This is a genomic window from Pseudalkalibacillus decolorationis, from assembly GCF_024609785.1.
Taxonomy (GTDB): Bacteria; Bacillota; Bacilli; order Bacillales; family Fictibacillaceae; genus Pseudalkalibacillus; species Pseudalkalibacillus decolorationis.
In genome coordinates this window covers 68767-81428 of the sequence record NZ_JANHJQ010000017.1, presented here as the reverse complement: position 1 = coordinate 81428, position 12662 = coordinate 68767, and the positions used below count along the sequence as shown (strand labels likewise).

The following is a 12662-nucleotide window of genomic DNA, read 5'->3' as shown; positions in this document are numbered from 1 at the left end:
GATGGCCTTCCAGTGTCCTTCGGGGCTACCCAGGGCGCTTGAGCTTTTCATCAAAAAGCAGGATTTACCATTTAGACTAAACATCATATAATTGGAGGGGAATAAAGTGCCTTATGTACAAGTGGATGATTTAAGGATTCATTATGAGATGGAAGGAAACGGAGCCCCTTTAATATTGTTACACGGAATGGGGAATAATTCTCTGTCATGGAGAAAGCAGATAGAGGAGCTTAAAGAAGACTATACAGTGATTGCTTGGGATGCTCCGGGGTATGGCAAAAGTTCAGACCCATCAAAGGAACTTACCCAATTCAAGGATTTTGCCATCATTCTTAAAAGTTTCTTGGATAGGTTGAACATGCAGGAGATTTATCTTCTTGGACATTCAATGGGAGCTGCAACTGCGATTGACTTCGTTCATCTCTATCCGAATGTTGTGAAGTCGGTAATTCTTGCGGATGCGACAAGAGGGTCTGCAGCTCTGGATGATGATGAAAATGAAAGAAAGCTACAAAACAGACTATCTTCTATTGAGACGCTGCCTCCTAGGGAGCATGCAATACAGCGGGTACAACATTTGCTTTCTCCACATGCTTCAGAGGAAGTACGTAGTCAAGCAACAAACATAATGTCACAAGTAAGACCGTCTGGATACCGATCTGTGGCGTATTCGTTGTACCATGCTGATCAAATGGATTTATACCCGCTTATAAGTGTTCCGACACTCATTATTTGTGGTGAGGAGGACAAGGTAACACCTGTTAGTGAATCACAAATCATTCACGAAGGAATTCCCAAATCGGAATTTGTGACTATTCCTAGGACGGGGCATTTATGCTATCAAGAGGATCCAGCTACATTTAATTCACACGTCATTCACTTCTTGCAAAAATGTAACACAGATGGAACGTACAAAAAGGAGTTGAAAACATAAGTGTCAAACGAAGAGAAAGATCGATATCTTTCAAATTCTCTAGTGAGGGGTTTGGAGATATTAAAAATGTTTAACGAGGACAAGCCAACACTTTCGTTAGTTGAAATCGCAAACAATTTGGGCGTAAGCAGGACTACCCCGTTTCGATTATTATATACACTCCAAACGATGGGGTACTTGCGCCAAGATGAAAGTACAAAACGGTATGAGTTATCCCCGAAAGTATTAGAATTAGGATTTACTTATTTAAATACGATGCAACTTCCTGAGATTGCGAGACCCTATTTAGAAGAGCTGAGAGATCAAACTGGTGCTTCAGTTCACATTGGGATTTTAGATGGCAGAGAAGTAGCGTATATTGCCAGAATACCAGGAAAAGGGGTAACTACGATTAACGTTACAATCGGTTCAAGGCTACCTGCCCATGCAACTGCTATGGGGAAAATATTACTGGCTTATCAATCAAAGGAAAATTTAAAGAAAATATTATTTGGTACTGAACTACAACCATTTACTGAACAAACAAAAACGCAGATTATGGAGCTTAAGCAGGAATTAAATAGCATCAGGCAAAAAGAGTATTCGATAAGTAATGAGGAGTTTGAAAGTGGGATTCGTTCAATTGCAGCTCCTATTTTTAACAATAAGGGATCCGTCATTGCTTCAGTCAATGTAGTTGCTCCTGTTACTACACTTGATGATAAATTTAGTGAAGAGGTTGTTTTACCAGCTCTTTGCAAGACCGCAAACCAACTTTCTGCTTTTTCTGGTTATCGTCTTCCTAAATAGGCACTCTTATGAAATTATGCTTATGAGAGACTTGATTCTTAGAGTGACCAGTTACTTGGAAATAAAAGAACAATTGAGCCAAATCAATAAGATTCATAGTCTATCTCTTTTTTGAGGTGGGCTTTTTATTCTGCACGTTAAGAAATTATAAAAATTTGCTACATAGATTCGATGTCTACGGGCGCTTTCGCTTTTCTTATCAGCTTATCATTATGCAAAAACTGATTTCTTTGTAATGCAACATAGTAATATGGTATATAATTTGATAGACTTCTTGGCCCATTGGATCTTAGAAGGAAAGATGATAATCGTAGAGATACTAACATAGAATAGTATTCAGGAAAGCCAAATTCTTAATCTTTTAATCAAATGGTTGGACCAAGCAGGAGAAATTTTTAGGCTTCACAATTTTGAAAAAATGGATATACAAAAAAGCAGCGATGCAAAATTGCATCGCTGCTTTTTTAATGAAACATTCGATAGACGCCAATGACTTTTCCTAGGATTGTTACGTTTTTTAATATGATTGGTTCAAGTGATGAATTTTCTGGTTGCAATCGAATATAGTCTTTTTCTTTAAAGAATCGTTTTACCGTTGCTTCATCTTCTTCTGTCATTGCAACAACAATCTCACCATTAACTGCCGTTTGCTGTTGCCGCACGATGACCATATCTCCATCATAAATGCCTGCTTCAATCATACTATCACCTTGGACAACCAGCGCGAATACATTTTCATCCCCAACTACCCGGTCAGGAAGAGGGAAATATTCTTCAACATTTTCAATTGCTGTAATAGGTTGTCCAGCGGTAACTTTACCGATTACCGGAATACTAACTGAATCACTTTTTGGAATGCTTGATGCCAAATCATCAGAAATGACTTCGATTGCTCGAGGCTTCGTAGGGTCTCTGCGAATAAGCCCTTTTTTCTCAAGTCTTGATAGGTGTCCGTGAACAGTTGAGCTTGAAGCTAATCCTACTGCTTCCCCAATTTCTCGGACAGACGGGGGATACCCCTTGCGTTGAACCTCGTGTTTTATGTAATTTAGAATGTCCTCTTGTCGCCGTGATAATTTCACTCTGTCCACCTCAATTCTCCTCGATTGTTTCACCAAGTATACCATTTGTTGGACAAATATACAAACATAAGTTCGAAAAAAACTGTTGACAAGAACAGATGTTCCTAATAAACTAAAATTATCATATAAGAACAAACATTCGTGTCGGGGGGATTTATAATGAAAAAACAGGGACAGAGCGGTTGGTCTTTTGTTATCGTATTTGTAACCATTATGTTAATAATGGGATCATACACTTTCATATCAAACCAAGCAAAAGCAGATCAATCATACGTTAATATTACAATTGAGCAAGGGGACACTCTATGGGAACTGTCTGAAAAGTTCCAAGGCGGGCATAAGTTGTCTCCAGATGAATTCATTCAATGGGTCGAACAGGAAAATGAACTACATGCAGAACAACTTCAACCAGGTGAGACGGTTGTCATTCCCGTTTCTACTGAAACAAAAATGGTACAAATCGCTTCAAATTAATTAAGAGAGGACAGAAATATGAAAGCAGTCATCTATTGCCGGGTCAGCACAGATAAGGAAACGCAGGTTTCATCCCTTCAGCGTCAGGAATCAGAATTGAAGCAACTAGCTGATACTTTGAATATAACGATTGTTGAAATCATACACGAGCAGAAAAGTGGGTACGACGTTGAAAGGGATGGAATTTTACATATTCTCGATCTCGCACGTGAAAACAAGATAGATATTCTACTTGTTCAAGATGAGACAAGAATTGGGCGTGGAAGTGCCAAAATTGCCATTTTACATACACTTATGAAATATAACACCCGTATTTATACCATCAGTCAGAACGGTGAGCTTCAAGTAACAGAAGCGGACTCCATGGTAATGGAAATTGTTAGTCTTGTTGAGGAATACCAGCGTAAACTTCATAATGCAAAGATTAGACGAGGGATGAAGCGAGCGGTGGAAAATGGTTATCGTCCTGAACAGAACCTTTCAAAGTTAACTTCCGGTGGCAGGAACAAAATAGAAGTTCCTATAAGTGAAATCGTTCGACTACGTAACTTGGAATTAACTTTTCATGAAATCGCGAGTACACTTCGTGGTTTTGGTTACCATGTTTCTAAAGCGACTGTTCATAGAAGGTACCAAGAGTATACTAGTACAGAGACCGGAATTGAATCAGTAGAAAAATATAAGTAGATAAGTTACTATATGTGTGTGTTCAATATAGAAACAACAATTAAAGAAGGAGTTTAAAAATGCTACCTCAACATAAAATAGATCGAATAAATGAACTTGCACGGAAATCTAAATCGGATGGACTGGATCCGAAAGAAAAAGAAGAACAACAGAAGCTACGCAAGGAATACCTTAAGGCGTTCAGGGGAGATTTTAAAAATCAACTACGTACCATCAAAGTTGTTGATCCTGAAGGTAATGATGTTACACCTGAAAAACTTAAAAACGAACAAAAACGTAATCATTAATTACTTGAGAGCCCAATTTGATAATTTTATCAAATTGGGCTTGTTTTTGTATTGCATCAGGCGATTTTTTTGATATACTGTTATATAACAACTCATAAGGGGTGGATATACTGATGTTCTCGATTTCAAATCCAGCTGTTCAGCTTTACAAGGAAGAGCTAGACTTACAAGCAGGTGACGGACTGCAATTATTCGTAAGATACGCAGGAACTGGTATTGGCTTTTGTCTTGGAGTAGAGAAAGGATTACCTCAAGACGGGGATTATGTTCAGGAAATCGAAGGGATCCGCTTTTTTGTTAAGCCACATGAAGTATGGTTTGTTGATCAGATGAAGATGGATTGCGATGATTCTGGCGAAAACTTTTCAATAGATCTACCAAGTATTGCCTAAGTGTAAAGAAGTAAGCTTGACAAAAGTCATGTCTTACTACAATAGCTCAACTATGGAGTCAGACACCTCTGATGAAATAACATTAATTCTAAATGTTATTTCAGAGGTATCTGACTCTTTTATGTATTTACACAGTCAAATATAATGTAAATTCAAACACTACGCCGGTCTTGTGAAAATTAACCGAAAAGTATATCATGGGATAGGAATGAAAGAATAAAGTGAACAAGGAAAGGATGAACCGCGTGTCAACTTCAATCGAGCAATTATCGATCAACACGATTCGTACGTTATCCATCGATAGTGTTGAAAAAGCAAATTCAGGGCACCCTGGCATGCCTATGGGAGCTGCTCCAATGGCTTATACTTTATGGAGCAAACATATGAACCATAATCCATCGAACCCGGAATGGTTTAATCGAGATCGTTTCGTACTGTCAGCAGGTCACGGTTCGATGCTTTTATATAGCTTATTGCATCTATATGGTTATGATGTATCAATGGATGATTTGAAAAGCTTTAGACAGTGGGGAAGTAAGACCCCAGGACACCCAGAGTATGGGCATACTTCTGGTGTAGAGGCAACGACCGGACCACTTGGGCAAGGAATTGCAATGTCTGTTGGTATGGCAATGGCGGAACGACACCTTGCAGCTACATATAACCGAGAAGAACTAGATGTAATCGACCACTATACGTTTAGTATTTGCGGAGATGGAGATTTAATGGAAGGGGTGTCAGCTGAAGCCGCGTCTTTAGCAGGGCACTTACGTCTTGGTCGTTTAGTAGTGCTTTACGATTCTAACGACATTTCTCTTGATGGAGAACTCCATATGTCATTTTCTGAAAGTGTTGAGGACCGTTTTAAAGCCTATGGTTGGGAAGTCATTTTTGTTGAAGAGGGTACCGATATTGATACACTCGATAAAGCGATTGCCCAGGCAAAAGCCAATACCGAACAACCTACGTTAATTGAAGTGAAAACCGTTATTGGTCATGGTTCTCCAAACAAATCAGGTAAGTCCGCATCTCACGGGTCACCACTTGGATTAGATGAAGTCAAAATGACAAAAGAGTCTTATAAGTGGACCTTTGAAGAAGATTTTCATGTTCCTGCAGAAGTACGTGATCACTTTAATGAACTGAGAGAAGCAGGTGCTAACAAAGAGCAACAATGGAACGAACTATTTGACACGTATCAAAACAAATATCCTGAACTTGCTCAACAGCTACAAACAGCAATGCAAGGTGAACTTCCAGAAGGATGGGACAAGGAGCTGCCTACTTATAAAGCAGGTGAGGACAAGCTTGCTACTCGTGCATCATCTGGGGAAGCATTAAATGCAATTGCTAATCGTGTTCCACAATTTTTTGGTGGTTCAGCAGACCTTGCCGGTTCCAATAAGACGATGATGAAAGACAAGGGAACTTTCTCCCGTAATGATTACAGTGGACGAAACATCTGGTTTGGTGTTCGTGAGTTTGCTATGGCAGCAGCATTGAACGGAATGGCTTTACATGGTGGTTTAAAAGTATTCGGAGGGACATTCTTCGTCTTTTCCGATTACCTTCGTCCAGCAATGAGATTATCCGCATTAATGGGAATGCCTGTCACATATGTATTAACTCATGACTCAATCGCAGTAGGGGAAGACGGACCGACTCATGAACCAGTAGAACAGCTATCTTCACTACGAGCAATGCATAACCTCGGTATCATCCGTCCTGCAGATGGAACTGAAGCAGTTGCAGCATGGAAAATTGCCCTGGAAAGTGAAACAAAACCAACCGCACTTGTTCTTACTAGACAAGGTGTACCTACACTTGAAGGTTCTAGTGAAGAAGGTGTGCGTAAAGGTGCATACGTTGTCTCACCTGTCGAAGAAGGTCCTGCAGATGCAATGTTGCTCGCAACTGGCTCTGAGGTATCCTTAGCTGTTGAAGCGAAGTCTGAGCTCGAAAAAGAAGAGATTCACGTATCAGTAGTAAGCATGCCTTCGTGGGATCGATTTGAAGAACAACCTCAAGATTACCGTGAGAGTGTACTTCCAAAGGCGATTAATAAGCGTCTTGCGATTGAAATGGGCTCCTCTCATGGATGGCATAAATACGTTGGCGATAATGGCGATATTCTTGCTATTGATCGATTTGGGGCATCTGCACCTGGAGATACGGTTGTGAAAGAATATGGTTTTACGGTTGAAAATGTTGTAGCAAAAGTTAAAGCATTACTAAATAAATAAAAAACCAAAAAAGGAATCAGACTCTAACAAAAATAGAACAATACTAATGGAGCTGATTCCTTTTTCATGTAAGTTTCTTTGTATTCGACAAAAAAAGTCAGAGCCATCTACACAGACTGACACCCATTGCACTCCTAGTTCGTTATACTTTTGGGACAAGTTCTATTTGCTAGGGGTGAAGTTGGTGCGTAAACATGATATTTACTTAATCGAAAAGGAAGTAGCTTTTCATTATTTTGGACGTGAGCAAGTATTATATCACTTCTTTGTAGAAGCATCGGATCCAGCTCCTCATTTAAAGGAAACGATTAAAAAACAGCTTCTATACATAACAAAAACGATTCCTTTCTATGTTTTCGATTATCACGTAAAAAAAATAGATGCCTTACAAAAAGGATACAGGTTACAAAGAGCGAGGCAGGAATTAACCCTTTATTCGAAGACAAGTAAAGCTATGCTGCAGAATAACGGCAGAAACCTATCATTAATTTCTGAAGGAAGTTATGAAGCCGAGATCTTGTTATTCGAACATTTGAGAAAGGTAGAAAGCAGTTTTCTCGCCATTAATTTTGAAGAAGAAGGTGTAGGCTGGCTTAGTCCCGTGAAACAGGCGCACTATATTTAATAACAGCAATATAAATTTTTGTTGATATTATTGAGTTTGAAATAGATTTTATAGTACACTAGTTCTAGACAACGAGAAGGGAGAATTATAAGAATGGATTGGATGTATTTCGTTGTGGGCTTAATCGCGTTGCTCGCCGGTGCTGCGATTGGCTTTTTTATCGCCCGCAAATATATGATGTCTTACCTTAAGAAAAATCCACCTATTAATGAAAATATGCTGCGAGTTATGATGATGCAGATGGGACAAAAACCATCGCAGAAAAAGATTAACCAAATGATGAAAGCAATGCAAAATCAAATGAAATAGGAAGCCTTATGGTACAAGGGGTTTCGCTTCATCTGAAGGTTAATTTTTGGGAAAGGTAGAGATCAAAAAGCAGGAGATTGATTAACCTTTCTTCATCAAAACTTGAAATATATGCTTAATTTTTCTTTTCATTAATTTAAACCACCTTTTCTGGAGAATGATTAACCAGGGAAAGTGGTTTTTTCTAGTGGAATTAGAAGGTGTTCTAGAAGAATACCTCTATCATACCGTCTGTAAAATATTTTTTTAATTCTATAAAGTAGTTGAGTAATTTATTTTAATCATAAGAAAAGGGTAAACGCCCTGGGTAGCCACGAAGGTCACTGGAAGGCAATCGAGGAGGCTGTAGCCGTAGAGGGACTGAAGTGATCCAAGTGGCTGGGCGCTGGAACTAGACAGTACCTCTATGCATCCAAATTTTATGCTTTCTTAACCTATAAAAAAAGGACAGTGATTAAATAATCACTGTCAAAATACATGGGGGTAAAGGGGTATCCCTTTAATGAGTTTGTCCATTAAAGTATAAAAGAGTTAAAGCGGCAAGTAAATACTACTTAAGATGTAGTTTTTAAATTGAAAGAGGTCATTATTTAAGAAAAGGGAAATCAAAATGATGATGGCATAATATGCTAAAAGAGGAAGGAAAGGGGGAAGTGGAATTGAGTACTTCAAGAGTTTTGAAATGGGTGTCAGGGGGTCTTGAAATCCTACTCGGTATTCCGTTAATTGGTGCGGGTATTGTTATGGGGTTTTGGTATTTACCTTTGTTAGTGATGTTAGGTCTACACATTGCAACATTAGTAATTAGTAGCAAGGAAGGTGTCGGAAAATCTGGGAGTATTTTAGGGATTGTAACGAGTTGTCTAGCATGGATTCCGTTCTTAGGAATGACAATGCATATTATTACAGGTATCCTTCTGATGGTAGACGCAGGATCTTCAAACAGACAGGCGGACAATAGAGATATAAATGTTACAGTGCATAAAGATTAAGTGGAACATAAGCCTTTCTGTATCATATGGGGGGCTTTTATATTATGAAGTCCGAACGATTTACGATCTCGGACACGAGTAATTGTTAACGAATTACGTCTTTTTCTCGCTGTTAATGTCATAAGAAAGTTTAAAAATCCTTTCTATAATCAGGTTTTTGTGGAGCGCATATCCATGAAAGATCGCATTAAAGGTGAAAACAAGTGTTAAAAGTGCTAAAGTAGAAACAGATATGTTTAGCAGACAAGCGAAATATATTTCAATAGAGACAACATGTGGGAATCATTAAAGGATGATAAATGATGACAGATCAAGATGCGGTTCCGGTAATCAAGCTCCAATCATGCGAACTTAGCGACTATCATTTAATTGATGTTCGTTCGCCCGGCGAGTTTGAAGAGTTTCATATTGAAGGTGCTAATAGTGTACCTCTTTTTACAAATGAAGAACGTGCTGAGGTTGGCACAACCTATAAACAAATTGGTAAGGAAGAGGCCAAAGAGCTTGGCCTTTCGATTGTTTCACCAAAACTATCATGGATGTTCAACAATCTTAAACAGCTAAACGATACAATTGACAAGCCTTTTCTCATATATTGTGCACGCGGAGGAATGAGAAGTAAGAGTGTCGCAACTGTAATGAAAATGATGGGAATGTCCTGTTATCAATTAGAAGGGGGCATACGTTCCTATAGAAAATCGATTGTCGCGTCACTCGATCACTATCAAGAACAATCAAAACCGTTTGTTGTACTCGAAGGATTAACGGGAACACGAAAGACGGATTACTTAGAGATCTTACAAGAGGAAGGTTATCCTGTCTTAAACCTAGAGCAAATGGCAGGTCACCGGGGTTCGATATTTGGACAAGTTGGTATTGAAGGTAAGTCGCAAAAACAATTTGATCAGGCATTATTTAAACGTCTCCAAGAACTTGAAGAGGCATCATTTTATATTATTGAATCTGAAAGTAAGCGAATTGGACGAGTTCTCTTACCAGATTGTATATTAGATGGAAAAGAGCAAGCGCATCGAATCCACATTACTCTTCCCTTTGAGAAACGGGTAAATTACATTTGTAGTGTCTATGAACCAGAGCTTTATACTGATGAAATTGGTGAGGCGCTTTCGAAACTGCAAAAACGACTAACGCCAACGGTTGCTGAAATTGTGATGGATGCGTTTAAGCGAAGTGATTACAAAGAAATTGTGCGGCAACTTTTACAGCATTATTATGATCCAAGATATGATCATGCGGCTAAACAGTACCAATCATCTGTAACAGAGTTATCCATTGATCATTTCGAAACAGGCTTGAAAAGAATTAGAAGTGCCATACAAGAGGCCGAGGCTAGTTTCGCATGTGCATCGACTATGAATAAAAGCTAAACGGTTCCTAAGCAAAAATTGGTTTGAGGTGACAAACTATGGATACATCCATCCTCAGGATCTTGGATGAATACAGTGAATATGCACTCATAATTAGCATTATCCTGAATATACTGATTGCGATTGCAGGGATACTTCCAAGCTATTTTGTAACAGCGGCTAATATTATTTATTTTGGGTTTTGGGATGGGATGTTTGTATCTTTTATCGGGGAATCGATCGGTGTTCTAATTGCATTTCTGTTATATCGAAACGGTTTTAAGTCTAATCTTAGAGATAGGCTGGATCAGCATAACTTTGTAAAAAGAGTAATTGATTTAAAAGGCAGGAAGGCTTTTATTGCAATCTTCTCTTTAAGATTAATGCCGATTGTTCCATCTGGAGTTGTTACTTTCGTTGCAGCTATTGGTATCGTCTCAACGTGGACATTCTTTATTGCGAGTACGGTTGGGAAAATTCCCGCACTTTTGTTAGAGTCACTTTCGGTTTATCATATTATAGAATGGAATTTAACAGGAAAGTTGATACTTGCATCCCTCAGCATTGGTTTGCTTATTTTAATATGGAATGTTAATCGTAAAAATACTAATCGACAGGTATGAAGGTGTGAAATTATGAATCTAAAATCATTAATGACTATTTTGACAGTATGCACCCTATTAACAACAGGTTGTTCATTTAATAATCCGTTTGCTGATTCTAATCCATCTAGTGAAGATCAAAAGCAATCGAAAAAAAATAATAATGAGCAAAATTCACAAAACGACAATAACTCTAAGGATCAGAATGGTAAGGAAGACAAACAGCAAACAGACGAAAAAGAAGACCCATCAAATAACCAACCAAATCTTCCGTCGTTAGAGGAAACGGTTACTGTCGCCGCTGATGGTACGAAGGTTGTAACGAATGTAAATGATTCTCTTGTTCTTGTAAACAAAAAGCGTAATCTTCCAGCAGCATTTGTTCCTAAGAATTTGACAATTCCAAACGTTCCATTTCCTTTCAAAGAGGATGTTCCGAAGAAAAAGCTGCAGGGTGTAGCTGCAAAAGCCCTAGAAGAAATGTTTGCTAAAGCAAAAGAGGATAATATTCCGTTGTTCGCTCAATCAGGATACCGTTCATATGATCGACAAGAAGCCATCTTTGCATCGAATGTACAGCAAGATGGTGAAGAAAAGGCAAACAAATTCAGTGCTCACCCTGGGCAGAGTGAGCATCAAACAGGACTGGCAATGGATGTAACATCCCCTGCAGTAAACTTTGAATTAATTGAAAAGTTCGGTGAAACCAAAGCGGGAAAATGGGTGAAGCAACATGCTCATGAGTTTGGTTTTATCATCCGTTATCCAGAAGGGAAATCGGGAATAACAGGTTACCAGTATGAACCATGGCATTTACGGTATGTGGGAAAAGAGCATGCAAAGCGAATCCATGAACAAAATGTGACACTTGAAGAATACATGGGTGTTGATGTTGAACAGGTTAACGCTTCGAAGTAAACTAGTACTAGAGGTTGTTCAAAAAGTCTGGTAAAAATAGCTGTCGAATTTCTTCGTTGTTCGATCTCTCCGGTCCTCACGTATTAATAGCATACGTTCTGGTCCTCGAGATTTTCACGCCTCGAACTTCTCGGCTCTTTTTGTCCTCCTTTTTGAACACGTACTACTAGACCGTAAATTGACGGGTTAGGAGGTGAATATATGGCTGCGGACGTTAATCTGTTCCTGGCATTTGGTGCTGGTTTCCTTTCATTCATTTCACCGTGTTGTTTGCCGTTATACCCAGCTTTCCTATCATATGTAACAGGGGTATCGGTGAATGAACTGAAGGAGAAGCAAGGGATTTTACAAAAGAGGGCGCTTTTACATACGGCTCTATTTCTAATAGGCTTTTCAATTATCTTTATATTTCTGGGGCTAAGCTCGTCTTGGTTTGGGGATTTCTTTTTCCAATATAAAGATTTGATTCGGGAAATTGGGGCTATCTTAATTGTCTTCTTTGGACTGGTTGTACTTGGTGTATTTAAACCAACCTTTTTAATGAAAGAACGGAAGGTTGGATTCAAGAAACGTCCAGGAGGTTATCTAGGGTCTGTCGGAATCGGTATGGGCTTTGCTGCAGGCTGGACTCCATGTACCGGGCCTATTTTAGCTGGGGTCATTATATTAGCTGCATCAAATCCTGGGATGGGAATGATTTATATGGGTGCATATGCAGCAGGCTTTGCTGTTCCATTTTTCATCATGTCCTTTTTTATCGGTAAAATGAAGTGGTTGCAGCGCCGTAGCCAACAGGTGATCCGTGTTGGCGGTGGATTAATGATCGTGATGGGTGTATTCTTGTATTTGGATTGGATGACAAAGGTGACATCCTTTTTGACGAATCGAGTCTTTAATGGTTTTCAAGGCTTTTAGTCCATTTTTACATGATCTTTACTAATTTTAGTATGTAGGAGAGGAA

Annotated in this window: 15 protein-coding genes; 14 read left to right on the top strand and 1 reads right to left on the bottom strand. The window is 38.9% G+C overall.

All coding sequences use genetic code 11. From position 1 onward, the window contains the following. Positions 1 to 106 precede the first annotated feature (106 nt). Both NON16_RS16480 and NON16_RS16475 read left to right on the top strand, forming a co-directional pair. Positions 107 to 934 (top strand): alpha/beta fold hydrolase, encoded by an 828-nt coding sequence (locus NON16_RS16480; protein WP_257350518.1) that lies wholly within the window; start codon positions 107 to 109, stop codon positions 932 to 934. Continuing rightward, on the top strand, positions 935 to 1723 hold the full coding sequence (locus NON16_RS16475) for an IclR family transcriptional regulator (RefSeq protein ID WP_257350517.1): 789 nt from the start codon (positions 935 to 937) through the stop codon (positions 1721 to 1723). 464 nt (positions 1724 to 2187) lie between these two features. Here the strand turns inward: NON16_RS16475 and lexA are convergent, their stop codons facing one another. Beyond that, the gene (gene lexA, locus NON16_RS16470; RefSeq protein WP_257350544.1) at positions 2188 to 2805 is read right to left on the bottom strand and encodes a transcriptional repressor LexA; all 618 of its coding nucleotides are present in this window, start codon (positions 2803 to 2805) and stop codon (positions 2188 to 2190) included. A gap of 159 nt (positions 2806 to 2964) precedes the next feature. Between lexA and yneA the strand changes: the two genes are divergently transcribed. The 12 genes from yneA to NON16_RS16410 all read left to right on the top strand — a co-directional run bounded on the left by yneA (position 2965) and on the right by NON16_RS16410 (position 12616). Beyond that, positions 2965 to 3279: a cell division suppressor protein YneA gene (yneA, locus tag NON16_RS16465; RefSeq protein ID WP_257350516.1), complete on the top strand. Its 315-nt coding sequence runs from the start codon at positions 2965 to 2967 to the stop codon at positions 3277 to 3279. Between the two features lie 18 nt (positions 3280 to 3297). Continuing rightward, the gene (locus NON16_RS16460; RefSeq protein WP_257350515.1) at positions 3298 to 3966 is read left to right on the top strand and encodes a YneB family resolvase-like protein; all 669 of its coding nucleotides are present in this window, start codon (positions 3298 to 3300) and stop codon (positions 3964 to 3966) included. A gap of 59 nt (positions 3967 to 4025) precedes the next feature. After that, a complete protein-coding gene (locus NON16_RS16455) occupies positions 4026 to 4253 on the top strand; it encodes a DUF896 domain-containing protein (RefSeq protein WP_257350514.1) in 228 nt (75 codons plus the stop codon). A gap of 113 nt (positions 4254 to 4366) precedes the next feature. After that, positions 4367 to 4645: a HesB/YadR/YfhF family protein gene (locus tag NON16_RS16450; RefSeq protein ID WP_257350513.1), complete on the top strand. Its 279-nt coding sequence runs from the start codon at positions 4367 to 4369 to the stop codon at positions 4643 to 4645. A 245-nt stretch (positions 4646 to 4890) separates the two neighbouring features. Continuing rightward, the gene (gene tkt, locus NON16_RS16445) at positions 4891 to 6888 is read left to right on the top strand and encodes a transketolase (RefSeq protein ID WP_257350512.1); all 1998 of its coding nucleotides are present in this window, start codon (positions 4891 to 4893) and stop codon (positions 6886 to 6888) included. Positions 6889 to 7072: 184 nt separating this feature from the next. Beyond that, the gene (sirA, locus tag NON16_RS16440; RefSeq protein WP_257350511.1) at positions 7073 to 7513 is read left to right on the top strand and encodes a sporulation inhibitor of replication protein SirA; all 441 of its coding nucleotides are present in this window, start codon (positions 7073 to 7075) and stop codon (positions 7511 to 7513) included. 93 nt (positions 7514 to 7606) lie between these two features. Continuing rightward, positions 7607 to 7822 carry a YneF family protein gene (locus NON16_RS16435; protein WP_257350510.1) on the top strand — a complete coding sequence of 72 codons (216 nt, stop codon included), beginning with the start codon at positions 7607 to 7609 and terminating at the stop codon, positions 7820 to 7822. Positions 7823 to 8481: 659 nt separating this feature from the next. Next, the gene (locus tag NON16_RS16430; RefSeq protein WP_257350509.1) at positions 8482 to 8814 is read left to right on the top strand and encodes a hypothetical protein; all 333 of its coding nucleotides are present in this window, start codon (positions 8482 to 8484) and stop codon (positions 8812 to 8814) included. 302 nt (positions 8815 to 9116) lie between these two features. Beyond that, the gene (gene mnmH, locus NON16_RS16425) at positions 9117 to 10202 is read left to right on the top strand and encodes a tRNA 2-selenouridine(34) synthase MnmH (protein WP_257350508.1); all 1086 of its coding nucleotides are present in this window, start codon (positions 9117 to 9119) and stop codon (positions 10200 to 10202) included. Positions 10203 to 10240: 38 nt separating this feature from the next. Beyond that, positions 10241 to 10804 (top strand): TVP38/TMEM64 family protein, encoded by a 564-nt coding sequence (locus tag NON16_RS16420; protein WP_257350507.1) that lies wholly within the window; start codon positions 10241 to 10243, stop codon positions 10802 to 10804. 12 nt (positions 10805 to 10816) lie between these two features. Then, positions 10817 to 11701 (top strand): M15 family metallopeptidase, encoded by an 885-nt coding sequence (locus NON16_RS16415; RefSeq protein WP_257350506.1) that lies wholly within the window; start codon positions 10817 to 10819, stop codon positions 11699 to 11701. A 201-nt stretch (positions 11702 to 11902) separates the two neighbouring features. Then, on the top strand, positions 11903 to 12616 hold the full coding sequence (locus tag NON16_RS16410) for a cytochrome c biogenesis CcdA family protein (RefSeq protein WP_257350505.1): 714 nt from the start codon (positions 11903 to 11905) through the stop codon (positions 12614 to 12616). The last annotated feature ends 46 nt before the right edge of the window (positions 12617 to 12662 follow it).